Genomic DNA, 24,557 nt, shown 5'->3' on the forward strand with positions numbered 1-24,557 from the left:
AAGCGGCTCTTAAGTGTCTGTAGGCCATTCAGCACTCGTTTTTGCTTTCACCAAAAAACTTAGAATCATACTCAAATAGATATAAGGGGACTTAGAGTGAACAAGTCGGAACTGATTGATGCTATCGCTGCATCCGCTGATATCCCGAAAGCTGCTGCTGGCCGTGCGCTGGACGCTGTAATCGAATCCGTCACTGGCGCTCTCAAGGCTGGCGACTCTGTTGTTCTGGTTGGTTTCGGTACCTTCTCCGTAACTGATCGTCCAGCTCGCATCGGTCGTAACCCACAGACCGGTAAGACACTGGAAATCGCAGCAGCCAAAAAACCAGGTTTCAAAGCCGGTAAAGCACTGAAAGAAGCTGTCAACTAAGTTTCGATTCAGGTTTTTGCCTATCCGGGTCGGGGTCAAGCCTGACCTGGCAGCGGAGCGGTAGTCCAGTCGGCAGGTCGCCGGTCCGAGACACCGAGGCTCGCAAGTTCGAGTCATCGGTCCGCTCCGTCAGTTACGAGAAGGCGCATCCTCGGATGCGCCTTTCTTCTATCCGGATTCTACCCACGCTCCACGGTTGCCTAATTTCGAAGTTCAACCGTTTATGGGGGACGCATGCTGCAGAACATCAGGGACAATTCACAAGGCTGGATTGCCAAGACCATTATCGGAGTCATCGTTGCACTGATGGCTTTGACTGGTTTCGACGCCATTTTTCAGGCCACGACGCACAAGAATGAGGCGGCAAAGGTCAACGGCGACGACATCAGCCAGAACGAGCTGAGCCAGGCGGTCGATATGCAACGCCGTCAACTCATGCAACAGCTGGGCAAGGATTTCGACGCTTCCTTGCTCGACGAGAAAATGCTGCGCGAATCGGCCCTCAAAGGCCTGATCGACCGCAAACTGCTGCTGCAAGGCGCAGAAAACTCGAAATTCGCTTTCTCCGAAGCGGCTCTGGATCAGGTGATCCTGCAAACGCCTGAATTCCAGGTGGATGGCAAGTTCAGTCCCGAGCGTTTCGACCAGGTCATTCGCCAACTCGGTTACAGCCGTATGCAATTCCGCCAGATGCTGGCTCAGGAAATGCTGATCGGCCAGCTGCGCGCCGGTCTGGCGGGTAGCGGTTTCGTCACCGATGCACAGGTTCTGGCCTTCGCCCGTCTGGAAAAACAGACCCGCGATTTCGCATCCCTGAACATCAAGGCTGACCCGGCGGCGGTGAAACTGACCGACGATGAAGTCAAAGCCTATTACGACGAACACGCCAAGGAATTCATGACGCCGGATCAGGTGGTCATCGATTACCTGGAGTTGAAGAAGGCTTCCTTCTTTGATCAGGTCAGCGTCAAGGACGAAGACTTGCAAGCGGCGTATCAGAAAGAAACCGCCAACCTGTCCGAACAACGTCGGGCTGCGCACATTCTGATCGAAGTAAACGACAAGACCACCGAAGCGCAAGCCAAGGCCAAGATCGACGAGGTCCAGGCACGTCTGGCCAAAGGCGAGAAGTTCGAGGCGCTGGCCAAGGAATTCTCCCAGGATCCGGGTTCGGCGAACAACGGCGGTGATCTCGGTTTCGCAGGTCCTGGCGTCTACGATCCAGCCTTCGAAAAAGCGCTGTATTCATTGGCCAAGGATCAGGTTTCCGAACCGGTTCGCACCGACTACGGTTTCCACTTGATCAAGCTCTTGGGTGTGGAAGCGCCTGAAGTGCCGACATTCGCCAGCCTGAAAGACAAGCTGACCCGCGAACTGAAGACCCAGCAGGTCGAGCAGCGTTTTGTCGAAGCAACCAAGCAACTGGAAGACGCCTCGTTCGAAGCTTCCGACCTGGCCCAGCCGGCGCAAGACCTGAAGCTCACTGTTCACACCTCCAGGCCGTTTGGTCGTGAAGGTGGCGAAGGCGTTGCAGCCAACCGTGCCGTGGTCACCGCAGCGTTCAGTCCGGAAGTCCTGGATGAAGGTGCCAACAGCACCGCCATCGAGCTCGATCCGGAAACCGTGGTCGTAGTGCGCGCCAAGGAGCACCTCAAGCCTGCGCAACTGCCTCTGGAAAGCGTGAACGTTGCCATTCGCGAGCAATTGGCCAAGGAGCACGCCAGTGCGGCTGCCAAAACCAAGGCTGAGGAGTTGATCGCCAGCCTGCGCGACGGCAAGACGCCGCTGGACAAGCCAATCGACGGTCAGAACTGGAAAGTCATCGAAGCCGCGACTCGCGCTCAGGAAGGGGTTGACCCAACCGTGCTGCAAGCGCTGTTCCGCATGCCCAAGCCTGCGGGCAAGGACAAGCCGACTTTCAGCAGCGTGACGTTGCCTGATGGCAGCCTGATGATCGTGCGCTTGAACGGCGTGAATGAAGCTGCAGCGCCGACTGAAGAAGAGAAGGCTCAATACCGTCGCTTCCTCGCGTCGCGTATCGGTCAGCAAGACTTTGCGGCTTACCGCAAGCAGCTGGAAAGCCAGGCCGACATCAAGCGTTTCTGATGGCAGACTGAGTTTTGCGCTACACAAAAACCCCGGCCCGTTGGTCGGGGTTTTTTATTGCGAAATCAAAAGATCGCAGCCTTCGGCAGCTCCTACAGGGGAACGCATTCCATGTAGGAGTTGCCGAAGGCTGCGATCTTTTGCTTGTGTAAAAGGAGGACGCGAATTTTCCTGCATATTTGGGATCCACACACCTGTAACTGTTTTAAGACACAATCGTTGCTCCGCTAAGCATCGATCTGTTGCACAATACGCCCCGGACCGTTTTCCTCAGGATGTTCAATGTTTAAATCATTTCCCATGCGTGTCGCCGGGCTGGCGCTGGTGCTTGTCACCGCGGCCGGGTGCTCGTCGAAGAAAGCCGCTATCTATGAGCATGAGAACTTCGATGACTCCGGTACGTTTTCCCGCAATTACCCGGTGACTGATGCACAATCCTGTGAGGCCGCCCGTCGAGCGTTGCTCAGCCAGGGTTACATCATCACCAGCAGCGATCCGAAACTGGTCAGTGGCCACAAGAGCTTCCAGCAGACTGGCGAGACCCACATGGAGATCAGCTTCAGTGTGGTCTGTGCCGATGACGGCAGCGAAGGGCACCATGCAACCATGTTTGCCAACGCCTTGCAGGACCGCTACGCGCTGAAGAAGACCAATAACTCCGCCAGCCTTGGCGTCGGTGTTTTGGGTTCGGTATCGATGCCGATCGGCTCGTCTGACGACTCGATGGTCAAGGTCGCCAGCGAAACCGTCTCGTCGGCCAAGTTCTACGAGCGTTTCTTCGCCCTGGTCGAACTGTTTTTGCCCCCGGAAGCGAAGAAGGCTGCGCACATCACCGAAAAGCCGAAAACCGATCTGGGCGTGCCGGAAACCAAACCAGCACCGGCGCCGTTGGTCGCAACCCCGCCACCTGCAGCAGAGCCAGCGCCTGCCGCGACACCGGAACCGGCACCCGCAGAGGCCACTCCAGCCGCCTCCGAGCCCGTTGCACCGCCGCCAGACGTTGCACCGATTACGCCAGCGGAAAACTCCGAGCCCGCGTCGTCTGCGGAAACGATTACGCCGCCGTCCAATCCAGACAATTTGGCTCCGCCAAGCGAGCCGATTCAATCGATGCCTGTCACCGGCCAATGACGGTTAGTTGTAGCGACGGGATTGCGTGAGTCCGCACCGATCCCGCAGCGGCAAAGATTGATCCGCGTCAACCCAGACCGCTTCCCTGCGGTCTGCATCGAAAAATTCCTGTGATAAATTCCTTACCGCCTGCTACGTTTTATTCAGTAGCGACGTAATGTCGTGTCCGCGTCATGGTTCTTTCACACGGGCACTTTATGCTCGAGGCGTTGGTCAATCATTCAGACATTTTTCAGTGAGCGGTGGGGGATTCGACGATGGACGATTATCAAGAAGAGCTGCTGGAATATCAGGCGTTTGAACTGGACCCGCTGGAACCGGCCGAAGACGCTACCGAGCTATAAGCTTCAGGCGGATTGGCGATGACTACGGCGAAACTCGCCAGGTGTCTGGCCATTCCAGCGTTTGAAGGCGCGTTGGAAGGCTTCGGCTGAGGCAAAGCCCAGCAGGTAGGCGATTTCACCGAATGCCAGTTCGGTATCGCGAATGTAGGTCATGGCCAGGTCGCGTCGTGTGTCGTTGAGAATCGCGCGAAATTGCGTGCCTTCCTCGGCGAGTTTGCGCCGCAAGGTCCAGGTTGGCAGCTTCAGGCGTGACGCCACTTCTTCCAGGTCGGGTTCCCGGCCACCATTGAGCAATGGCCCCAGCAACTGAGTGATGCGTTCACGCAGGCTTCGGGTGCGTGTCAGTTGTTCCAGTTCCCGTTCACACAGCTGCAGCAAATGGCGCCAGGTACTCGGGCAGTGCTCGGGATTTCGTTGAGCGAGGCTGGACAGGCTCAGGCGCAGCTGGTTGTGTTCGCAGCCAAACTGAATCGGGCAGTCGCCCAATGTTTCATAGTCTGCGCGGTAATCGGGTGCTTCGAACTCGATTTCGATGCGTTCGGCGCGCAGCGGAGCGGGGCTGACACTGGACAGTTGCTGCAACCATCCGGCGATGATCGAGTCGACCACGAAGCGGTTATAGGTGTTGTAAGGGCTGATGGAGTAAAAGCGCAGCCAGGCGCCCTGAGCGTCTTCGTGAAAGCTCGACTGCCCGCGATAGTTGGAGCCATACAAGGCTTCAAAACGAATCAGGCAGCGTGCGGCTTCGCGCACGGTCGGCGCCTGGGCGGCGGTGACCCCGGCGAGGCCGGCCTGACTCAAGCGGCTGAACAGCCCCATGCGCAAGCCGAGCGCCGGGTTCCCGGTCACTTGAATCGCGCTGTGACCCAGGCGCATGTAACGCGGGATCGAGAGTCGTGCACCCGCTTCGCCGAGACGGGCCGCATCGAGGCCGTATTGGTCCAGCAGCGGTTGCGGATCCACACCGTGACTGCGTACGGCGTCGGCCAGACTATGAACAAAGCCCACTGACAGATCGCCAAGACGTACCGCAAGGGCTTTCATTGTTTACAACCACAGGTTCAACAGGCGCGCACCACGGGCATTGCCGTCGGCGAACTGCTGACCGTTACTGTTGAGAAAGCTTTGACCGGCGCTGCCCTGATCCCAGAATTGCCCGCGCAGGAACACGCTCATGCCGGCGGTGGCTTGACTGGCCGGCGTCAGGGTCGTGAGGGTCAGGCGATGCCAGGCCTGGCCTTCGCTGAGCTCACCGGATTTGATGTTGACGGAAACCGGTGTCGACGAGCCTCGGTAACCGCGCCACGGTTGTTCCCAGCTGCCGCGACCCGCCACAAACGCCGGAACCGCTACCAGTTGCACATTCTGGTCATCGAGCTTGCGATAGTTTTCCGGATACCAACTGTCGCGCCCGATCAACACGCCCAGGCGTCCCGCCGGTGTATCGACCACATTGAGCGAATGCTCGCCGTTGGCCCTGATCGCATTTTGTTCAGCAAAGACCGGATACATCTGGCGCTGGGGCTGTCCGATCGGCTGGCCGTGGCGGTTGAACACCACGCTACTGTTGTACAGCGCGCCTCGACCGATTTTCAGAGTGCCGTCGATGACACTGGGCTCCGGTAACACGATGGAGCCTGCCACCAGCGTGACGTGGAATTCCTTTGCCAGGCCGCCAAACAATGCCTGGTAATCCCTGGCCATGGCTTTGGCTTTCATGCGCAGGTGGGCGTCGTCCAGACGGTTGCCGCCCTCGGCGCTGATCAGCGCGCGAACGAATTTCAAAGGGTTGCTTACAGCCAGCCAGTTCATGGCTTCCTTGAGGGTGGCGGCTTGATACAACTCATCCTTCTCGCCGCTGACCATCAGCCAGGTGCCAACATGTTCCGGCAGAACCACGATGGTTTTCTCATTCAACAAACCCTGTTCCCGGGCCTTCTGTAGATAGGCCGCGAGCTTGCGGTGCAGGCGTTCGGGGCTTTGGTAGTCGGTAGGAAACAATTCGGGCTGGATACCAAGCAGGTTGCCGCGATTGGCGGGTGTGCCCTGATCAACGGCGAGACTGATCCGCAAGTCCGAGAGGTAATGGCCCATCGGGCGATCCGCGGCCCACATGGCATAGGTCGTCAGGGCGGCGATCAGCGCCATGGAGAACGTCAGGTACAAAAGTTTGCGCATGGGGAAACAGTCAACGGCCGTGTGCTGGATTCGACGACTAGGGTATGGCCCATGCCGACGCTTGCCAAGGGCCGCTGCGCATTTGGATCAATAAGTTGTCAGTTACGGTCATTTGACGGCCAGCCAGCGACAACATAAGCCGAATTGTGCTGTTGCCCGTAGGGTCTACAGGCCTACATCCTAAGTTGTGAGCCTTGCCGACAGGCGGTCTTACGTCGCAATTGTTGCGCGCTTGCGGCCAATCCAAAGCACCTCAAAACCACCCCCAAGGCAGCGTATGGCGCCGCCTTTGAGCTTTCGATAATCGCCTCCGACATCCAGTCCCCCGTCGCGGAGCGCGCCATGCACAACAATAAGAATTTCACGCATCGTTTTTTACCGGCCTTGATCGCCAGTCTGTCTTCCTTCGGCATGAGCTCCATGGCCGAGGCCGATATCATGCTGTACGACAAGGACCAGACCACGTTCTCCACCGACGGCTACATCAACGCCTTCTATGTGAACAGCGATGTCGACCGGGCCGGCGACCAATACGACCGCCGTCAATCAAGGGTGAAAATGGGTTTTCTGCCCAACTATCTCGGCTTCAACATGGGCAAGCAGGTCGATGATCTGAAACTCGGTGCCCGCGCCTCGTTCTGGGTCACCATCAACGACAGTGAAACCAATGGCACCGACACCGCCATCGATGTGCGCCAGTTCTTCGGCACCGTGGCCAACCCGGAATGGGGAGAAGTGCTGATCGGCAAGGACTTCGGCCTGTTCGCCCGTTCCAATATCCTGCTCGATGAGATGCTTGCCGGTTACGGTCAGGTCAGCGATACCCTGGGGCTGGTGGATGGCGGCGGGGTGTCGTTCGGCAACATCGGCACCGGTTATCCGTACCCGTTCCCGACCTCGCAGATCACCTACCGCACGCCAGTGATGGACGGTTTGCGTGTGGCGGTGGGAATCATGGATCCGGTGGACACCAACGACAGCAGCCCGACCGGCAAGGCCTACCAGGAAAACCCGCGCACCGAGAGCGAGATCACCTATCAGTTCGACCTCGCCGGGGCGAAGATCTACAGCTGGGTCAACGGCAGCTACCAGACCTCGGACAACACCGATTCCACCGTCGACACCGTCACTTCCAAAGGCGTCGGTTATGGCGTGCAGGCGAAGATGGGCGGCTTGTCCCTGACCGGCTCCGGCTTCCAGGCCAGGGGGATCAATCCGTTTTTCACCAACAACGCCGGCGAACCGACCCTGCGCAACGTCGACAGTGACGGCTACCTGTTGCAGGGCTCCTACAAGTTGGGCAAGAACCGCCTGGCTCTGTCCTATGGCAAGACCAATGACGATGGCAACGGTGTGGTCGGCAGTGGCGCTGACTACGAGACCCGCGGCATCGCGCTGTTTCATGATGTGAATGACAACCTCAAGCTGGTGGCCGAGTACAACCAGTTTGAAATCAATGGGCATGACAGCAGTGCGCAGAACGAAGACACCGATACCTTCGCGGTGGGGGCGGTGTTGACCTGGTAGTAAGGCTGATCGGCTGACCCATTCCCAGTGGCGAGGGAGTTTGCTCCCGCTGGAGCGCGTAGCGGTCCCGCTGTTGGTCGCGCATCGACCGGTTTTGGGCCTGCTGCGCACGCCAGCGGGAGCAAGCTCCCTCGCCACAAAAGCGTGGGCTTGCCTGCGCCTGGCGGCCGGTTTCCAGCTCCCAGCCCGCTCAAACACTCTCATCCCATCGAAGCCCCTGACCGATACCCAAGTAGCATACGTCCCGGACCACAGGCTTCGTACACTCGTGCCTCATACACACGCTTGCGGGGGGCGACGATGCAGCAGGTCCAGAACGAAGGGATCGTCAGCGCGATGTCCCAGGCCACCGATCCGCAGCAGGTGGCGCAGGAACTGGCGTGTCAGTTACTGCATCCGCATCTCGGCTTCGTGCTGTTTTTCTGTTCCGCTGAATACGACTTGCAGGCGCTGGGTGGCGCCTTGCAGCAAGGTTTCGGCGGCATACGCCTGGCGGGCTGCACCAGTGCCGGGGAAATCACTGCGCAGGGTTATGGGCGCAATTGCGTGACGGCGGTGGGGTTTGACCATCGGTACTTTTCCATCGCCCTCGAATTGATCGACGAAATGGAGCACTTCAGCCTGATCGACGCACAGCAAATGGTCGAGCGCCTGGTCAACGGCTGTCGCAGCAACACCCTGGCACCGATCAAGGGCAACAGCTTTGCCCTGACGTTGCTCGATGGTCTGTCCAGCCGCGAAGAAATGGTCCTCGCCGCCTTGAGTGCGGCGCTGGGCGATATTCCGCATTTCGGCGGCTCGGCCGGTGACGACAACTACCTGACCCACACCCATGTTTACTTCGACGGCGGGTTTCACAGCGGCGCGGCGGTGGTAGTGCTGGTCAATACCTGGCTGGACTTTGAAGTGTTTACCACCCACCACATTCTGCCGCGAGCGGAGAAACTGGTGGTCACCGGCGCCGACAGCGCCTCGCGGCGAGTCTACGAACTCAACGCCGAACCGGCCGCCGCCGAGTACGCCCGGCACATTGGCGTGCCAGTCTCCGAACTCGACCATCGGATTTTCGCCGCGCACCCCCTGGCGGTGCGGATCAACGAGCACTATTACGTGCGCGCCATTCAGCAGGTTCATCCGGACCTGAGCCTGAGTTTCTACTGCGCCGTGGAGAACGGCATTGTCCTCACCGCCATGACCCCGGGCCCGATCCTGCCGAATCTGCAAAGCCTTTTCGACGGCTTGCAGGAACGGCTCGGCGATCTGTTGCTGACCATTGGTTGTGACTGTTTCCTCAGGCGACTGGAGCTGGAAGACGCCGGCAGCCTGGAACAGATCGGCAGTTTTTTGCGCGAACAGCGGGTGATGGGGTTCAACACCTACGGAGAACAGTTCAATGGCATGCACATCAACCAGACCTTCACCGGCGTTGCCATTGCCCGTGGCCGTTCCCTTGGACAGCGCTGAACTGCGGGCGCAAATTGCCGTCCTGCAGCACGATAATCAGAAGTTGCAACGCATCAACGCGGCGCTGATCGAACGCATCGAGTCCGGCATCACCCGCGGCAACGATCCGTACGCCGCCTTCCAGCATTCAGTGGTGCTGGCCGAGCAGGTGCGTGAGCGCACGGATGCCTTGAACCAGGCCATGGCTGAACTCAAGGCGGGCAACCATTTGCTGAGCGAAGCACGCCTGCGCGCCGAAACCGCCCATCAACACCTGATCGATGCCATCGAGAGTATTTCCGATGCCTTTGTGCTGTTCGATGTCGAGCAACGCATTGTTTTGTTCAACAGCCGCTTCAAGGCGTTCTGGATAAACAGCCGGGTGCGGATCAACGCTGGCATGCGCTTGTCCGAGGTCAAGCGCTTGATGATGAGCAACGGGCTGTTTACCGAGGAGTCTCGCGGGCACGCCGACGAAAACCTGCTGTATCGCTTGCAGGACGGACGTTGGCTTCAGGTCAGCGAACGGCCGACCCAGGAGGGTGGGCGAGTGATTCTTTTTACCGACATCACCGACCTTAAACTCAGCGAAACCATACGCCGTGAGCAGGCGGTGGCGCAGAAGTCGTACTTGCTGCAACGGGCGGTCGACAACTTGTCCCAAGGGGTGGCGATGGTCAACGCTGAGGGCGTTCTTGAACTGTGGAACCGACGCTTCCTGGAGCTCAGTGGCCTGGCACCTGTGGCGGCCCATCGTCCATTTTCCGAAGTGATCGCCGACAGCGAGTTGACCTTGCTGACCCCGGCCAGTCGCAGCCCGAACGGGCGTCCGCTGCAAGAATGCGAACAGCGTCTGCACGATGGCCGGGTTTTGGAAATCCGTACCCACCCGTTGCCGGCAGGGGGGTTCGTCAACACCTTCACCGATATCACTGAACGCTACCAGCACGCACAAGCCCTGAGTGAGAGCGAGCGCTGGATTCGTCTGATCACCGACCATGTGCCGGCGTTGATCGCTTACCTCAATGCGGATCTGGTCTACGAGTTCACCAACAAAGTCTACGAAGAATGGTACTGCTGGCCGCGCGGCGTGATGCTTGGCCAGAGCCTGCGCGAAGTGCACAGCGAGCAGCATTACCAGCGGCTGGAGTCGTACGTGGCCAGAGCGCTGGCCGGGGAGAGCGTGACCTTCGAATTCGCCGAGACCAACGTCAACAATCAGGAGCGCTACATGCTGCGTTCCTACGTACCCAACCGTCTGGCCAATGGCGAAGTGGTGGGGATCTTCGTGTTGATCCGCGACATCACCGAGCGCCGGCGTACCGCCGAAGCGCTGCACCAGGCTTATCAAAATCTCGAACGGCGGGTCCGCGAACGCACCGCCGAATTGACTGACCTCAACGACCAGTTGCTGCGCGAAATCGACGAGCGTCGCCAGGTCGAGTCGCGCTTGCGTGAGGCCAAGCTGGAAGCGGAACAGGCCAACCTGTCGAAGACCAAGTTTCTCGCTGCGGTCAGTCACGACCTGCTGCAACCCCTGAACGCCGCCCGGTTGTTCACCAGTGCCTTGTTGGAACGGCGCGAGCCGATTGCCAACGAAAATCTGGTGCGCAATGTCAGCAATTCACTGGAGGACGTGGAAAGTCTGTTGGGCACGCTGGTGGATATTTCCAAGCTCGATGCCGGTGTGATCAAGGCCGATGTAGCGCCGTTCGCCTTGAGCGAGCTGCTGGAAAATCTTGCGGTCGAATACACCCAGGTGGCGCGCAGCGAAGGCCTGGAATTGCATTTCATTGCGTGTTCGGCACTGGTACGCAGCGACATCCAGTTGCTGGCGCGCATCCTGCGCAATCTGTTGAGCAACGCCATTCGCTACACCTACAGCGGCCGCGTGGTGCTGGGGTGTCGGCGTCATCAGCAAAGCCTGTCGATAGAGGTTTGGGACAGCGGAATGGGCATTGCAGAAAATCGTCTTGAAGAAATTTTTCAGGAGTTCAAACGTGGCGACGTGCAACGTCCGGATCAGGATCGTGGGCTAGGCCTGGGCCTGGCGATTGTCGAGAAAATTGCCGGCATCCTCGGGCACCGCATTCACGTGCGTTCGTGGCCGGGCAGGGGCTCGATGTTTTCGGTGGAGGTGCCGATCAGCGCCACCGCCCCCAAACCATTGCCGAACCTGCTGCTGAGTGAACCGATGCTCGAACGGCTGCGCGGCGCGAGGGTCTGGGTGCTGGATAACGATGCGACCATTTGTGCCGGGATGCGCACGTTGCTGGAAGGCTGGGGCTGCCGCGTGGTGACGGCGCTGTCGGAGGACGACTTGGCGCGGCAAGTGGACAACTTCCATGCCGGCGTCGATTTGTTGATTGCCGACTATCACCTGGACAACGATCAGAACGGCGTCGATGCCGTCGCGCGGATCAATGCCCGCCGTGCTTGCGCGATTCCGGCCATGATGATCACCGCCAACTACAGCAACGAGCTCAAACAGCAGATCCGCGAACTGGGCCATACCCTGATGCACAAACCGGTGCGGCCGATGAAGCTGAAGGCGGCGATGAGTCATTTGCTCGCCAGGCCTTGATTTCTCGGGTGTCGGTGCTGGCCTCATCGCTGGCAAGCCAGCTCCTACAGTGGATGTGTGATGTCCACAAAACCCTGTAGGAGCTGGCTCGCCCGACAATGGATGTGATGTTCACAAAACCCTGTAGGAGCTGGCTCGCCCGACAATGGATGTGCTGTTCACAAATCCCTGTGGGAGCTGGCTTGCCAGCGATGGGAGCGACGCGGTCTGCCTGTTTCAACGCCGCAAATATGACCCGAAATCGATATCCCCGGCACTCAGGATGGCCTGTACCCGGTTGTGCACATTGAGCTTGCGCAGGATCGCCGAGACGTGGGCCTTGACTGTGGTCTCGGCGATTTCCAGGGTGTAGGCGATTTGTTTGTTCGATTCACCCTTGGTCATGCGCTCCAGGACCTGCAATTGTTTGCGGGTCAGGGCCTGGAGCAGTTCCGGCGGGAAGCTCGGGGCATCGTTCATCCGCCGGTGCGTGCTGCTTTTCGCCGTACGGATAATGTCCGGCGGCAGGTAGACATTGCCATTGAGAATCTGCTGGATCGCCTCGGTCATTTGGGCGCGTGGCGAAGACTTGGTGATGAAGCCCACCGCGCCGTAGGTGATGGCTTGCAGGACGATTTGCTTGTCCTGCTCGGCAGAGACAATCACCACCGGAATGGTCGGCGCTTCGTTGCGCAGGTTGATCAGGCCATTGAGCCCATGCATGCCTGGCATGTTCAAGTCGAGCAGGATCAGGTCCAGATCATCGTGTTCCTGGGTCAGTGCCAGGGCGCTGTCCAGGTCGGCGGTTTCCATCACTTCGCTACCGGCAAAGCCATCGCTGATGACGTTGTGTATGGCTTCGCGAAACAGCGGGTGATCGTCGGCAATCAGAATTTTGTACATAGCCTTTCACCTCGTTATTTTGATTATGGTGTGGCAACAACACGCACGCGTAAAGCTCAGGGAAAGGGTTCGGGCGAAGCCTGCGTGACCGGCAGGTTGGCTGCTTGCCAGGCGTCGAGGCCATCGCGGTACCAATACAGTGTTTTATAGCCCAGCGTGGCCGCGCGCTTGACCGCGTTCCAGCTCAACCAGCAGTCGGACCGGCAGTAAAAGACCAGCGGTTGCGTCGGGTTGCCGGCGGTCAGTTTTTTCAGGTTGTCGGCGAAATACGCCTGCCATTGCGCCGTCAGCTCACCGTCGCCGCTGTTCGCCAGCCAATGGCTGCCGGGCAGGTTTTCGTGGGGCTGATCTTCAATGAATCGGCCTTGCAGCCATTGGCGACGATAGACGTCGATCAACACCGGGCGCGGTGTCTGCTCAAGCAGCGCTTGCAGGGCTGGTGTGTCAACGATGGTCGCGCCTTGCAGTTGCTCGGGCGTCGGGCTGCGGTACAGGTCGATGCGATAGCCATCAGGGGAAAACAGCGGGGTTTGTGCGTGTGCACCGCCCAGCCACAGGCTTAGCGATAGCGCAGCGAGAGTGGGACGCAACAGGTGACGTCGGGCACGCGGCATGGGGTTCGATCCTTATAGTTATGAACCCATTACATGCCAGTCGCGCTGCGTTGGGAATGCGACGATAGACAGGTAAAACCAGTACTAAAGTAGGAGCCAGCAAGTCGGCTCCTACAGGGGGGGTGTCAGCTGGATTTGCGCAGGGCGGCATGTTGGGGGTTGAAGGTGAGTACGGCGAGCAAAGCGAACAGCAGGGTCAGGCCCACGCACACCGCCAGTGCCAGTGGATTGAACCGCTCATACAAGGCAAAGCGCACCAGCTCGACCGCATGGGAGAACGGGTTCACTGCGCACAACCAGTACAGCCACTCGCTGGCCTCGCGCATTTTCCACAGCGGATAGAGCGCCGATGACAGGAAAAACAGCGGGAAAATCACGAAGTTCATCACCCCGGCGAAGTTCTCCAACTGGCGAATCGCGTTCGACAGCAACAGGCCCAGTGCACTGAGCATCAACGCCACCAGCAACAGCGCCGGCAAGGCAATCAGCAAACCCATGGCTGGCGGCTGAACGCCGTAGATCCAGGCAATCGCCAGGAAGGCATACACCTGCAACAGCGAAATCAGCGAGGTGGCCAACAGCTTGCTGCACAGTAAAAAGGTTCGGGGCAGGGGGCTGGTGAGTAGCACGCGCATGCTGCCCATCTCGCGGTCGTAGACCATCGACAGTGATCCCTGCATGCCGTTGAACAGCAGGATCATGCAGGCCAGCCCCGGAATGATGTAGACCTCGTACGGAATGTAGGTGTCGTAGGGCTCGATGATGGCGATGCCCAATGCGGCGCGAAAACCCGCGGCGAACACCAACAGCCACAACAGCGGCCGCACCAGGGCGCTGAGAAACCGCGTGCGTTGCAGCACAAAACGCAGCCATTCGCGCAGGACGATGCCGCTGAAACATTGCCAGTAAGCGTTCATCGGCCGACTCCTGATGTGGTCAGGCGAGAGAAGGCCGAGCCCAGGTCGCCGCCGTGTTCCAGACTCAATGCATCGGCCTGTCCGCTGGCCACCAAGCGGCCCTGATGAAGGATCAACAGGTCGTCGCTGGCCTGTATTTCGTCGAGCAGGTGAGTGGTCCAGAGCACGCTGATGTGCTGTTCGTGGCACAGCTTGCGAATGTGCTGGTTGAGCGCAAGGCGACTGGCCGGATCAAGGCCGGCACTGGCCTCGTCGAGCAATAACAAGCGCGGTTCATGCAGCAGGGCGCGGGCGATTTCCACCCGGCGGCGGTGGCCACCGTTGAGCTCGCGCACCCGTTCGCGACGCCGTTCGGTCAGGGTCTGACGGGCCAGTTCGGCATCAACCCGGAGGCCAGTCTGGCGACGCGACAAACCATGCAGCGCGGCGTGGTAACGCAGGTTTTGTTCGACGCTGAGGTCCAGGTCCAGGGTGCTTTGCTGGAACACCACACCCAGTTGTTTGAGCGCCGGGCGCGGCGCGCTGCGCAATGAACAGCCGCCGACCCGGATATCGCCGTGTTGCAAATCATAGAGCCGGGTCAGCAGCGCGATCAGGGTTGATTTACCGGCGCCATTGGGGCCCAGCAGCGCCGCGAAACGTCCCGGTTCCAGGCTGAAGTTGACTTGGCGCAAGGCCTGCCGAGGGCCGTAGGCGAAACTCAGGTCGCTGACCTCCAGGGCGTTCATGGGGTCACCACCACGCCCCACGGATAGCGCCCGACCTTCACCGATTTGCTGACCTTGAGGCTGTCGACATCGATCACCGAGACGTCACCGCTGACGCCGTTGGTGGCCAGCAACTGCTTTTGATCCGGGGTAAATGCCATCTGCCACACCCGTCGACCGACCAACAGATAGTCGAGAATCTCGAAGGTTTTGGCATCGATCACCGCCACATGATTGGCCGGGCCGAGCGCGACAAAGCCATACTTGCCGTCGGCGCTGAGCTTGACACCCACGGGTTGGACTTTGTCTGGGTGCACGCCCTTGATCTGGAAGTTCAGAGTCTTGAGGATCTTGCGGTTGGCGACGTCGAGGATGGTCACCGTGCCGCCGATTTCCGCTGAGGCCCAGAGCTGCGCTCCATCCGGGGAGAACTCGACGAAGCGCGGCCGCTGATCCACCAGCGTACTGTCGGCCAGGGTCTGAGTGCTGGTGTCGATCCAGTGCAGCATGTTGGTGGTTTCGCTGGTGTTCACCGCCCACTTGCCGTCGGGGCTGACGGCCATGCCTTCAGGCTCGACGCCGACGCTGATCTGACCGAGGACCTTGGAGGTCTCGGTGTCGATCACCGTGACTAGTGCATCGTCTTCGTTGGAGACGTACAACCAGCGATTGTTGGGGTGCAGGGCAAATTGCTCGGGGTCCTTGCCCGAGGGCAGTTCCTTGATGATCTTGCGGGTGGCGACGTCCATCACCTGGACCCGGTCCGAGTCGCTGGCGCAGATGTACAGCAACTTGTTGTCATGGGATAGCAGCAGGCCACGGGGGCGCTGGCCGACGGGGAGGGTGTCGGTGACTTGCAGGGTCTGCATGTCGATCAGGCTCAGGCTGTTGTCCTTTTCATTGGAGATCCAGGCGGTGCTGGCTGCGGCGTGTCCGGCGGCGAGCAGCAGGGCGCAAGAAATCAGGGTGCGGCGCATGGCAGTTTCCTTGTTGTAGTTGTTGTCTTCAGGGAAAGCGGCAGCTGACCTCGGGTTTGTCGTAACCCAGGCTGTCCATCTCGTTGAAGGGGTGCAGGAAGCCGTCCTGCGGTGAGGTGCTGACCAGCGCCCTTGGCTGCACGATCGGAATCGGTTGGCGCAGTTGGCCGTTCCACGGGCGATAGCTGAGTTTGCGGCCCTTGAAACCGTCCAGCGGCAACTGATCGCTGATTTCCAGGTCACGGATCGCCATCGGCTCGGTCTGCCGCAATTTGCTCACGGCGCTGGCGATGCTGCGCACGGCAATCCACGCGGCGAAGTCGCGGTCGTTCATCCAGCGCCCGGTCAGGGCTTCGAAGCGCTTCTGTAATTGTGCGGCGCCGTAGGTTTCCACGGTCTTGTGCCAGCCCACCGGGGTCAGGCCCTGAGTGCCGGCGACCGGACGCGGGTACCAGGTCTGGTAAGGCACGTACTCACCGAAATCGCCGCGCTCATCCGCCACCAGCACCACGTCGTATTCGGCGGTCTGGGTGAATAGCGGCATGTCCGCCTGAGCGCTGCGGCGTTGATCGTTATCGAAGCTCCAGGGTTTCTCTGCCGCCAGATGCAGACCGAAGCGCTTGGCCGCGCGGCGCAGGGCCGCGGCATAGGCTTGATCGTCTGCGGTGGGGCCAACGATCAATAGCGCCCGTTGCCATTTACGCACCACCAGAAATTGCGCCAGCGCGTCGGCGAGCATCGCCCGGCTCGGCAGACTGTGCAGCACGTTTGGCAGGCAGTCGGTGGTGCGCAGGCTGTCATCGGGGCTGCCGGCGTTGAATAAAAGGCTGTCGGGGAGTACCGCGCTGAGCCGACGCAGAGTTTCTGCCGGTGCGTTGATCACAAACAGCCGAAGTCCTTGCTCGTGCTGAGCCTTGGCGGCCTCGACCAAGGCATCCGCGGTGTCGACGCTGGCACTCACCAGGTTGTAATTGTGATTGAGGAAGCGCCCGGTGCTGTTGCTGTCGGTGATCGCCAATTCAGCACCGCGCAGCCCGGCGTCGGTGGGTTCGGGAATAACGTTCGACAGCAGCGGGCCTGGGTCCGGGCGATAGCCCAGATAGCCGATTCGCACCTGCAATGGCGCATCCGCAGCCTGGCTCTGGTTGACCAGCCCGGCAGCGCAGGCAATCGCCAGCAGGTAGATCAAGGCGTAAGGGGCAAGTTGGCGCATAGGGCTCTCCATGACCGTTAGCGCCAGCATAGGAAGCCTGTGATGCAGTGAAAATATGCAGAAAGTACCGAAAGGCCAGTACCAAGGTAGTAGCTCGCCCCGGGCGGCGCGGTTCTAGCATGGGCAACGATGGCTACAGATCTTTGAGGGGATTGACCATGCGTATCGTCAAAGCACTGCTTCTGCCGTTCCTGCTGATCCTGACCCTGATCGGCGTCGACCGGCTACACGGCCAGCGTCCCGTGTCCAACGAACGCCTTACTACCAAGGGATTAGACGGCGGCCACCAAAGCAGCATGGGGCCTGCGCACCGGGCTTTCTAAGATGGTCGCCATAGCCTCTGCCAAGAGGTCTTGCGTGCAATCCTGAGGGCATAACAATGACAACAAAACGCAACGCCTTGCTCGTCGCCGGACTGCTGGCCGGCTTTATCAGTGCAGGTTCCGTTTGGGCCCATGGCAACGTGGTGCCGCAGGCCGTCGCCACCCAGGGCCTGACCCCGATCAAGGATGCCGGCGTACCGGTCGATGCCGATGGCTGGGCGGCGGTAAATCCTTATCGTACTGCGCCGGAACACGATAAAGCGGTGGAAATCGGTGCTTCGGCCTACAACCAGAACTGCGCAGCCTGCCATGGCCTTGAAGCCAAGTCCGGCGGCATCGCCCCGGACTTGCGCATGCTCGATGTCGGCGAGGCGGGCGATGAATGGTTCGTCGAACGGGTACGCCATGGCGCGGTGCGTGACGGCCGGGTGTACATGCCGAAGATGGCCGACTACCTGAGTCAGGAAGCCCTGTGGGCGGTGCGCAGTTATCTGGACAGCGTCCACGTCGAGGAGTGACCCATGCGCCTGCTCGCGGTGTTGATCAGCGCTGTGTGGCTGTGCTGCCAGTCGGTGCAGGCGCAGGTTCGCAACTACGATGAAATGATCGCCGCCGGGGAACTGAAAGTGGCGGTCTACAAGGACTTCGCCCCCTACAGCTTTGAAGACGCCGGTCAACCCCGCGGGGTCGATGTCGAGCTGGCCCAGGCGCTGGCCAAGGCGCTGGGCGTGCAGCTGACACTGATGTGGGCGCCCGCCGGGGAAAAACTCGACGATGACCTGCGTGATTACATCTGGCGTGCGAGCCCGCTGCACAATCAGCAACTGGCCGACCTGATGATGCGCGTGCCTTACGACCGCGATTACGCACAGAAGCGCAACGAATTCGGCGAGATGGAAAACGGCCACGTGGTGATGTTCGGCCCGTACCAGAACGAACAATGGCAGGTCGCCTACGACCGTCGAAGACTGGACAAAGTCGCCAGCGTTGCGGTGTTCGAGCAACACCCGATCGGCGTCGAAGTCGACAGCGTTCCGTCGTTCTACCTGACCTCGGTGTTCAACGGCATGCTCGCCGGCAAGACCCGCCACTATCCGGGCGTGTCGCAGGCGTTTGCCGCGATGAAGGCTGGCGAAGTCGACGCCGTCATGGCCATGCGCGGCGAGATCGACTGGCAAGTGCACGAAGCGGCCGACCCGCAATTGGCCCTCGCCGAAAACGCCTACCCGAACATGGGCAAGCAGCTCTGGGAGATCGGCATGGCCGTGCACGAAAGCAATCGGCAACTGGCCTATGCCGTGGAAGAGGCGTTGGAGGGGTTGATCCGCGAGGGCGCGGTGAAAACCATCTATGGCCATTACGGCCTGCGTTACGACGTGCCCGAAATGTACCAATAGGAGCAGGTGATGATCTGGCGAAGGAGTTGTCTGTTGGCCGCTTGGTTGATCTGGAACCCGGTCGCACAGGCGGTGGATGTCGACCCGGGAAAGGACCCGGTGCCATCGGTGATGTGGGCCTTCTATCACAAACAAATGCTTGGCGATGCGCCGTTCGTGTTCGATGAGCGGGTCAAGCTGCTGGCGCCGCCGTTCGCCGAAGATGCCCGGCAAGTGCCGCTGGAAATCGACGCCCGTGCCTTCAAGGGCGATGTGGTGAAAATCCTCGCCTGGGCGGAGCTCAACCCCTTGCCGAAAATCGTTGATTTTGAACCGCTGGCCGGTGTGTTGCCGTGGCTGTCGATTCGCATCCGTGTCGAACAAGCCACGCCCTTGCGCGCGGCGGTGCTGACCCGTGACGGCGTGTGGCATGTCGGTTCGACCCTGATCGACGCTGCCGGTGGCGGCTGCACCGCGCCCAGCGTCGTGCGCACCCAACCGGGTTGGGAAGAACACATCGGCGAAGTGTTGGGTGGACGTTATCCGCGCGATCAATTCAGTCGACTGCGCTTGCAGGTGGCACATCCGATGGACAACGGCATGGTCAGTGGCATCCCGGAATTTTTCCTCAACCATGCCGAGCTGCGCGATCAGCACGATCAGTTGCTCGCCCGTCTCGAACTGTTCCCCGCCGTCAGCGAAAACCCCAACCTGGCCTTTGATGTCCAAGAGGCAGGGCCAACGCGCCTGTTGTTGCGCGATAACAGCGGCAATCAATTCGATGCGTCGATCCCCTGAATTCAAGGAGCCTGTCATGCGCTGGATGCTGCTGTTGCTCGTCGGCCTGACCCTGCCAGCCATGGCTGATCTCGAATATTCGCTCAAGCCCAGGCAAATCGCCGAAGACACCTGGTTGCTGGAAGGCAGCACCGATAATTTCGCCAAAGACAACGGTGGCAACATCGTCAACACGGGGTTCATCGTGACCGAGCGTGGCGTGGTGGTGATCGATAGCGGACCGTCCAGGCGTTATGGCGAAGCCATGCGCCGGGCTATAAAGGCCACCACCGACAAACCGGTGATTGAGGTCTTGCTGACCCATCATCACCCCGACCATGTGCTGGGCAATCAGGCCTTTGCGGACGTGCCGATTGGCGCCTTGGCCGGTACCACGGAGCTCCTGCAAAAACAGGGCGATGCCATGGCCGAGAACATGTATCGGTTGGTGGGCGACTGGATGCGTGGCACTGAAGTGGTGCTGCCCACGCAGACGCTGGCGCCCGGTGTGAAAAGTTTTGGGAATCATGATTTGCGCTTGCTGAGCCTGGGTGGGCATACGGGTGCGGATCTGGCTATTCTCGACCAGCGAACCGGCGTGCTATTCGCCGGGGACCTGGTGTTTTATCAGCGGGCACTGACCACGCCCAACAGTCCGGGGCTGGCGGTGTGGCTGGCCGATATTGCGACCCTGCAGGGGCTGCCCTGGAAACTGATCGTGCCCGGCCACGGCCCGATCGCCAGCGACCCGCAACCTTTCGTGCAAATGCGCGATTACCTGGGCTGGCTCGATCGATTGCTGCGCGACGGTGCTGCGAACGGCAGTGACATGAGCGAGATGATCCGCAGTCCGATTCCTGAAAGGTTTGCCGGGATCAATCTCAGCCGCTACGAGTTGATCCGCAGCGTCAGTCATTTGTATCCGCGGTACGAGCGGGCGCAGATGAGCCGAGTCGATTCTGCGGCAGACAAATGATCACCACACATCTCCTGTGGGAGCGGGCTTGCCCGCGATAGCGAACTGTCAGGCGACGAATGTGTTGAAGGTGAAGCCGCCGTCGCGGGCAAGCCCGCTCCCACAGTGGCCTGTGTTCAATCATGAAAATCCGCTGTCCATCCCCTCCGACCCTGTACCAAGGAACTAGAAAACTCCACATTGCGGGCAATTGTTGTCGCGGCGGCGGCGCCCAAGAATCTGCACCAGACCGGGAAAATTTTCCGGACATAACAAAAAACTGCAGAGGAAGCCGTCATGACTCAACCCGCACGTCGCCAGTCCTTCGTCTTGAGCCTGTTGCTCAGTGCCATGCTGTTGTCCGGTCAGGCATTGGCCGGGGTTTCCGACCAGGACATTCTCCAGGATCCGAAGAACCCGGAGCAGGTCGTCACCAACGGCCTGGGTGTTCAGGGGCAGCGCTACAGCCCGCTGGACATTCTCAATGTCGACAACGTCAAGGAGCTGCGGCCGGCGTGGGCATTTTCTTTCGGCGGGGAAAAGCAGCGCGGTCAGCAGGCGCAGCCGATGGTCAAGGACGGTGTGATGTACATGACCGGTTCCTACTCGCGGGTGTTCGCCGTGGATGCGCGCACCGGCAAGAAACTCTGGCAGTACGATGCGCGCCTGCCGGATGACATTCGTCCGTGCTGCGACGTGATCAATCGGGGTGTCGCGCTATACGGCGACCTGGTGATTTTCGGCACCCTCGACGCCAAGCTCGTGGCGCTGAACAAGGACACCGGCAAGGTGGTCTGGAGCAAGAAAGTCGCCGATCACAAGGAAGGCTACTCGATCAGCGCCGCGCCGCTGGTGATCAACGGCAAACTGATTACCGGCGTGGCCGGTGGTGAATTCGGCGTGGTCGGCAAGATCGAAGCCTACGACCCGAAAAACGGCGATCTGCTGTGGACCCGGCCAACGGTCGAGGGCCACATGGGTTACGTCTACAAGGACGGCAAAGCCGTGGAAAACGGTATCTCCGGCGGCGAGGCAGGCAAGACCTGGCCAGGCGATCTGTGGAAAACCGGCGGCGCCGCGCCATGGCTGGGCGGCTATTACGACCCGGAAACCAATCTGCTGTTGTTCGGCACGGGTAACCCGGCGCCATGGAACTCGCACCTGCGGCCTGGTGACAACCTCTACTCGTCGTCGCGCCTGGCGCTCAACCCGGACGACGGCACCATCAAATGGCATTTCCAGAGCACGCCCCACGACGGTTGGGACTACGACGGCGTGAACGAACTGGTGTCGTTCAACTACACCGAGGGCGGCAAGGAAATCAAAGCGGCGGCCACCGCTGACCGTAATGGATTCTTCTACGTGCTGGACCGCACCAACGGCAAATTCATCCGTGGCTTTCCGTTCGTGGACAAGATCACTTGGGCCACCGGACTGGATAAAGAAGGTCGACCCATCTACAACGAAGCCAGCCGTCCTGGCGCACCGGGCAGCGAAGCCAAAGGCAGTTCGGTGTTCGTAGCGCCGGCCTTCCTCGGCGCGAAAAACTGGATGCCGATGGCCTACAACCGCGATACCGGGTTGTTCTATGTACCGTCCAACGAATGGGGCATGGACATCTGGAACGAAGGCATCGCCTACAAGAAAGGCGCGGCGTTCCTCGGCGCCGGATTCACCATCAAACCATTGAACGAAGACTACATCGGCGTGCTGCGGGCGATCGATCCGAAAACCGGCAAGGAAGTCTGGCGCCACAAGAACTTCGCGCCGCTGTGGGGCGGTGTGCTGACCACCAAGGGCAACCTGGTGTTCACCGGCACGCCGGAAGGTTTCCTGCAGGCGTTCAATGCCAAGACCGGCGAGAAGGTCTGGGAATTCCAGACCGGTTCCGGCGTACTCGGTTCGCCTGTGACCTGGGAAATGGACGGCGAGCAGTACGTCTCGGTGCTCTCCGGCTGGGGTGGCGCCGTACCGCTGTGGGGCGGCGAAGTGGCCAAGCGCGTGAAGGACTTTAACCAGGGCGGCATGCTCTGGACGTTCAAGCTGCCGAAAGACCTCGTTGCCAAGCACTGATTCTTTGGCCAACTCAAACCCTGTGGGAGCGGGCAAGCCTGCTCCCACAGTGAATCGTGTGAAACCTACGACCAAATAACGAGAGTCCCTCCTGCCAACGATGCATTCGTCTGGCGCACGGGGCTCTCTAGTATCGGTTCATCGCTTGTCGGCTCGACAGGCATCGACCCAGACAGAGGCCCACCATGATCTATGCCCAACCCGGAACACCCGGCGCCGTCGTGACTTTCAAACCACGCTACGGCAACTTCATCGGCGGCGAATTCGTCGCGCCGGTCAATGGCGAGTATTTCACCAACACCTCGCCGGTCAACGGTGAAGTGATTGCCGAATTCCCGCGTTCCAGCGCCGCCGATATCGACAAGGCCCTGGACGCTGCCCATGCCGCCGCCGATGCCTGGGGCAAGACCTCGGCTCAGGACCGCTCGCGGGTGTTGTTGAAAATCGCCGATCGCATCGAGCAAAACCTGGAAATCCTCGCCGTCACCGAAACCTGGGACAACGGCAAAGCCGTGCGCGAAACCCTCAACGCCGACGTGCCGCTGGCGGCCGATCACTTCCGCTACTTCGCCGGCTGCATCCGCGCGCAGGAAGGCGGCGCTGCCGAGATCAACGAGCTGACCACCGCTTATCACTTCCACGAACCATTGGGCGTGGTCGGGCAGATCATTCCGTGGAACTTCCCACTGCTGATGGCCGCCTGGAAACTCGCGCCAGCACTGGCCGCCGGCAACTGCATCGTGCTCAAACCGGCAGAACAAACGCCGCTGTCAATCATGGTCTTCGCTGAGTTGATTGCCGACTTGCTTCCTGCCGGCGTGTTGAACATTGTCCATGGGTTCGGTCGCGAAGCCGGCGAGGCCCTGGCCACCAGTAAACGCATTGCCAAGATTGCCTTCACCGGCTCGACCCCGGTCGGCGCGCACATCATGCATTGCGCTGCTGAGAACATCATTCCGAGCACCGTGGAACTGGGCGGCAAGTCGCCGAACATCTTCTTCGAAGACATCATGAACGCTGAGCCGCAGTTCATCGAAAAAGCCGCCGAAGGCCTGGTGCTGGCGTTCTTCAACCAGGGCGAAGTGTGCACCTGTCCATCACGGGCGCTGGTGCAGGAATCAATCTACGAGCCGTTCATGGCCGAGGTGATGAAGAAGATCGTCAAGATCAAGCGCGGCAACCCGCTGGACACCGAGACCATGGTCGGCGCCCAGGCGTCCGAGCAGCAATACGACAAGATCCTCTCGTACCTGGCCATCGCCCAGGAGGAGGGCGCCGAACTGCTCACAGGCGGCGCGGCCGAGCGTCTGGAAGGCGACCTGTCCAGCGGCTATTACATCCAGCCGACGCTGCTCAAGGGCCACAACAAAATGCGCGTGTTCCAGGAAGAAATCTTCGGGCCGGTGGTGGGCATCACCACGTTCAAGGACGAAGCCGAAGCCTTGGCCATCGCCAACGACAGCGAGTTCGGCCTCGGGGCCGGCCTCTGGACCCGCGATATCAACCGCGCCTACCGCATGGGCCGGGCGATCAAGGCCGGGCGCGTATGGACCAACTGCTACCACCTGTACCCGGCGCATGCGGCGTTCGGTGGCTACAAAAAGTCTGGCGTCGGCCGGGAGAACCACAAGATGATGCTCGACCATTACCAGCAGACCAAAAACCTGCTGGTGAGCTACGACATCAATCCGCTGGGCTTCTTCTGATTCCTTAAACACGACGCATAACCTGTGGGAGCGGGCTTGCCCGCGATGAGGCCAGCACATTCAACATTAATGTTGAATGTCCGACCGCTATCGCGGGCAAGCCCGCTCCCACAGGTCTGATGGTGTTGCTGAAAATCGGGCAACACCCCCTACCAACGCACCCCGCAAACTCCTTCGAAAGTAGCATTCGGGTGCCCGGCGGCCCGTGCATTAATGGCTCTACCGGAATCGCCCGGCACAAGAAGAGGATTGACCCATGTGGACTAAACCCGCGTTTACCGATCTGCGCATTGGCTTCGAAGTGACGATGTATTTCGCCAACCGTTGATTGTTCACCCGGCCAGCCGTCGCGTTG

22 protein-coding genes and 1 tRNA gene are annotated in these 24,557 nt (G+C 60.1%); 15 read left to right on the forward strand and 8 right to left on the reverse strand.

From position 1 onward, the window contains the following. Positions 1-96: 96 nt before the first annotated feature. The 4 genes from NL64_RS03745 to NL64_RS03760 all read left to right on the forward strand — a co-directional run bounded on the left by NL64_RS03745 (position 97) and on the right by NL64_RS03760 (position 3,606). Positions 97-369, forward strand: a complete 273-nt coding sequence (locus tag NL64_RS03745) for an HU family DNA-binding protein (RefSeq protein ID WP_002552737.1) — start codon at positions 97-99, stop codon at positions 367-369. 54 nt (positions 370-423) lie between these two features. Beyond that, positions 424-498, forward strand: a tRNA-Leu gene (locus tag NL64_RS03750). Positions 499-603: 105 nt separating this feature from the next. Further along, positions 604-2,475 (forward strand): SurA N-terminal domain-containing protein, encoded by a 1,872-nt coding sequence (locus tag NL64_RS03755; protein ID WP_034146818.1) that lies wholly within the window; start codon positions 604-606, stop codon positions 2,473-2,475. A 282-nt stretch (positions 2,476-2,757) separates the two neighbouring features. Then, positions 2,758-3,606 carry a DUF2242 domain-containing protein gene (locus NL64_RS03760; RefSeq protein WP_034146819.1) on the forward strand — a complete coding sequence of 283 codons (849 nt, stop codon included), beginning with the start codon at positions 2,758-2,760 and terminating at the stop codon, positions 3,604-3,606. Positions 3,607-3,953: 347 nt separating this feature from the next. On the opposite strand, the gene NL64_RS03765 is transcribed toward NL64_RS03760, so the two are convergent. Next, positions 3,954-4,994, reverse strand: a complete 1,041-nt coding sequence (locus tag NL64_RS03765) for an AraC family transcriptional regulator (RefSeq protein ID WP_034146820.1) — start codon at positions 4,992-4,994, stop codon at positions 3,954-3,956. A gap of 3 nt (positions 4,995-4,997) precedes the next feature. Further along, positions 4,998-6,128 (reverse strand): nitrilase-related carbon-nitrogen hydrolase, encoded by a 1,131-nt coding sequence (locus tag NL64_RS03770; RefSeq protein WP_034146821.1) that lies wholly within the window; start codon positions 6,126-6,128, stop codon positions 4,998-5,000. Between the two features lie 342 nt (positions 6,129-6,470). Here NL64_RS03770 and NL64_RS03775 point away from each other — a divergent pair, with 342 nt between their 5' ends. From NL64_RS03775 to nahK, 3 genes are all read left to right on the forward strand, one after another. Then, positions 6,471-7,655 (forward strand): porin, encoded by a 1,185-nt coding sequence (locus NL64_RS03775; protein ID WP_034146822.1) that lies wholly within the window; start codon positions 6,471-6,473, stop codon positions 7,653-7,655. A gap of 300 nt (positions 7,656-7,955) precedes the next feature. Next, on the forward strand, positions 7,956-9,119 hold the full coding sequence (gene nosP / locus NL64_RS03780; RefSeq protein ID WP_034146823.1) for a nitric oxide-sensing protein NosP: 1,164 nt from the start codon (positions 7,956-7,958) through the stop codon (positions 9,117-9,119). Continuing rightward, entirely contained in the window at positions 9,088-11,682 is a 2,595-nt protein-coding gene (gene nahK / locus NL64_RS03785; RefSeq protein ID WP_034146824.1) for a hybrid sensor histidine kinase/response regulator NahK/ErcS', read from the forward strand. Before nosP ends, nahK begins: the two co-directional genes overlap by 32 nt. 216 nt (positions 11,683-11,898) lie before the next feature. Here the strand turns inward: nahK and NL64_RS03790 are convergent, their stop codons facing one another. From NL64_RS03790 to NL64_RS03815, 6 genes are all read right to left on the reverse strand, one after another. After that, positions 11,899-12,564: a response regulator transcription factor gene (locus NL64_RS03790; protein WP_008056546.1), complete on the reverse strand. Its 666-nt coding sequence runs from the start codon at positions 12,562-12,564 to the stop codon at positions 11,899-11,901. A 56-nt stretch (positions 12,565-12,620) separates the two neighbouring features. After that, positions 12,621-13,178, reverse strand: a complete 558-nt coding sequence (locus NL64_RS03795; RefSeq protein ID WP_034146825.1) for a PQQ-dependent catabolism-associated CXXCW motif protein — start codon at positions 13,176-13,178, stop codon at positions 12,621-12,623. Between the two features lie 125 nt (positions 13,179-13,303). After that, positions 13,304-14,095, reverse strand: coding sequence for an ABC transporter permease (locus NL64_RS03800; protein ID WP_034146826.1), 792 nt, complete (start codon positions 14,093-14,095; stop codon positions 13,304-13,306). Continuing rightward, positions 14,092-14,823: an ABC transporter ATP-binding protein gene (locus NL64_RS03805; RefSeq protein ID WP_034146827.1), complete on the reverse strand. Its 732-nt coding sequence runs from the start codon at positions 14,821-14,823 to the stop codon at positions 14,092-14,094. The genes NL64_RS03800 and NL64_RS03805 overlap by 4 nt, the downstream gene beginning before the upstream one ends. Further along, positions 14,820-15,779, reverse strand: a complete 960-nt coding sequence (locus NL64_RS03810; protein WP_034146828.1) for a YVTN family beta-propeller repeat protein — start codon at positions 15,777-15,779, stop codon at positions 14,820-14,822. Before NL64_RS03810 ends, NL64_RS03805 begins: the two co-directional genes overlap by 4 nt. A 28-nt stretch (positions 15,780-15,807) precedes the next feature. Then, positions 15,808-16,992, reverse strand: coding sequence for an ABC transporter substrate-binding protein (locus NL64_RS03815; protein WP_034146829.1), 1,185 nt, complete (start codon positions 16,990-16,992; stop codon positions 15,808-15,810). A gap of 158 nt (positions 16,993-17,150) precedes the next feature. On the opposite strand from NL64_RS03815, the gene NL64_RS30335 reads away from it, so the two are divergent. From NL64_RS30335 to pqqA, 8 genes are all read left to right on the forward strand, one after another. Next, complete coding sequence (locus tag NL64_RS30335; RefSeq protein WP_172668640.1) at positions 17,151-17,315, forward strand: hypothetical protein; 165 nt, start codon at positions 17,151-17,153, stop codon at positions 17,313-17,315. A 56-nt stretch (positions 17,316-17,371) separates the two neighbouring features. Next, positions 17,372-17,833 (forward strand): cytochrome c-550 PedF, encoded by a 462-nt coding sequence (pedF, locus tag NL64_RS03820; RefSeq protein ID WP_034146830.1) that lies wholly within the window; start codon positions 17,372-17,374, stop codon positions 17,831-17,833. Between the two features lie 3 nt (positions 17,834-17,836). Beyond that, on the forward strand, positions 17,837-18,712 hold the full coding sequence (locus NL64_RS03825; protein WP_034146831.1) for a substrate-binding periplasmic protein: 876 nt from the start codon (positions 17,837-17,839) through the stop codon (positions 18,710-18,712). Positions 18,713-18,721: 9 nt separating this feature from the next. Further along, complete coding sequence (locus NL64_RS03830) at positions 18,722-19,489, forward strand: quinoprotein dehydrogenase-associated SoxYZ-like carrier (RefSeq protein ID WP_034146832.1); 768 nt, start codon at positions 18,722-18,724, stop codon at positions 19,487-19,489. Positions 19,490-19,505: 16 nt separating this feature from the next. Then, positions 19,506-20,444 (forward strand): quinoprotein relay system zinc metallohydrolase 1, encoded by a 939-nt coding sequence (locus tag NL64_RS03835; RefSeq protein WP_034146833.1) that lies wholly within the window; start codon positions 19,506-19,508, stop codon positions 20,442-20,444. Positions 20,445-20,720: 276 nt separating this feature from the next. Beyond that, complete coding sequence (locus tag NL64_RS03840) at positions 20,721-22,496, forward strand: PQQ-dependent methanol/ethanol family dehydrogenase (protein WP_034146834.1); 1,776 nt, start codon at positions 20,721-20,723, stop codon at positions 22,494-22,496. Between the two features lie 185 nt (positions 22,497-22,681). After that, complete coding sequence (gene exaC / locus NL64_RS03845) at positions 22,682-24,202, forward strand: acetaldehyde dehydrogenase ExaC (protein WP_034146835.1); 1,521 nt, start codon at positions 22,682-22,684, stop codon at positions 24,200-24,202. Between the two features lie 256 nt (positions 24,203-24,458). Continuing rightward, positions 24,459-24,530, forward strand: a complete 72-nt coding sequence (gene pqqA / locus NL64_RS29315; protein ID WP_003253598.1) for a pyrroloquinoline quinone precursor peptide PqqA — start codon at positions 24,459-24,461, stop codon at positions 24,528-24,530. Positions 24,531-24,557 lie beyond the last annotated feature (27 nt).

The sequence above is a fragment of the Pseudomonas fluorescens genome, assembly GCF_000802965.1.
Lineage (GTDB): Bacteria > Pseudomonadota > Gammaproteobacteria > Pseudomonadales > Pseudomonadaceae > Aquipseudomonas > Aquipseudomonas fluorescens_A.

Bases quoted from the DNA above. Each gene is read 5' to 3' on its own strand.
- NL64_RS03755 (WP_034146818.1), top strand. From the start codon at position 604: ATGCTGCAGAACATCAGGGACAATTCACAAGGCTGGATTGCCAAGACC.
- NL64_RS03760 (WP_034146819.1), top strand. From the start codon at position 2,758: ATGTTTAAATCATTTCCCATGCGTGTCGCCGGGCTGGCGCTGGTGCTT.
- NL64_RS03765 (WP_034146820.1), bottom strand. From the start codon at position 4,994: ATGAAAGCCCTTGCGGTACGTCTTGGCGATCTGTCAGTGGGCTTTGTT.
- NL64_RS03770 (WP_034146821.1), bottom strand. From the start codon at position 6,128: ATGCGCAAACTTTTGTACCTGACGTTCTCCATGGCGCTGATCGCCGCC.
- NL64_RS03775 (WP_034146822.1), top strand. From the start codon at position 6,471: ATGCACAACAATAAGAATTTCACGCATCGTTTTTTACCGGCCTTGATC.
- nosP (WP_034146823.1), top strand. From the start codon at position 7,956: ATGCAGCAGGTCCAGAACGAAGGGATCGTCAGCGCGATGTCCCAGGCC.
- NL64_RS03790 (WP_008056546.1), bottom strand. From the start codon at position 12,564: ATGTACAAAATTCTGATTGCCGACGATCACCCGCTGTTTCGCGAAGCC.
- NL64_RS03795 (WP_034146825.1), bottom strand. From the start codon at position 13,178: ATGCCGCGTGCCCGACGTCACCTGTTGCGTCCCACTCTCGCTGCGCTA.
- NL64_RS03800 (WP_034146826.1), bottom strand. From the start codon at position 14,095: ATGAACGCTTACTGGCAATGTTTCAGCGGCATCGTCCTGCGCGAATGG.
- NL64_RS03805 (WP_034146827.1), bottom strand. From the start codon at position 14,823: ATGAACGCCCTGGAGGTCAGCGACCTGAGTTTCGCCTACGGCCCTCGG.
- NL64_RS03810 (WP_034146828.1), bottom strand. From the start codon at position 15,779: ATGCGCCGCACCCTGATTTCTTGCGCCCTGCTGCTCGCCGCCGGACAC.
- NL64_RS03815 (WP_034146829.1), bottom strand. From the start codon at position 16,992: ATGCGCCAACTTGCCCCTTACGCCTTGATCTACCTGCTGGCGATTGCC.
- NL64_RS30335 (WP_172668640.1), top strand. From the start codon at position 17,151: ATGCGTATCGTCAAAGCACTGCTTCTGCCGTTCCTGCTGATCCTGACC.
- pedF (WP_034146830.1), top strand. From the start codon at position 17,372: ATGACAACAAAACGCAACGCCTTGCTCGTCGCCGGACTGCTGGCCGGC.
- NL64_RS03825 (WP_034146831.1), top strand. From the start codon at position 17,837: ATGCGCCTGCTCGCGGTGTTGATCAGCGCTGTGTGGCTGTGCTGCCAG.
- NL64_RS03830 (WP_034146832.1), top strand. From the start codon at position 18,722: ATGATCTGGCGAAGGAGTTGTCTGTTGGCCGCTTGGTTGATCTGGAAC.
- NL64_RS03835 (WP_034146833.1), top strand. From the start codon at position 19,506: ATGCGCTGGATGCTGCTGTTGCTCGTCGGCCTGACCCTGCCAGCCATG.
- NL64_RS03840 (WP_034146834.1), top strand. From the start codon at position 20,721: ATGACTCAACCCGCACGTCGCCAGTCCTTCGTCTTGAGCCTGTTGCTC.
- exaC (WP_034146835.1), top strand. From the start codon at position 22,682: ATGATCTATGCCCAACCCGGAACACCCGGCGCCGTCGTGACTTTCAAA.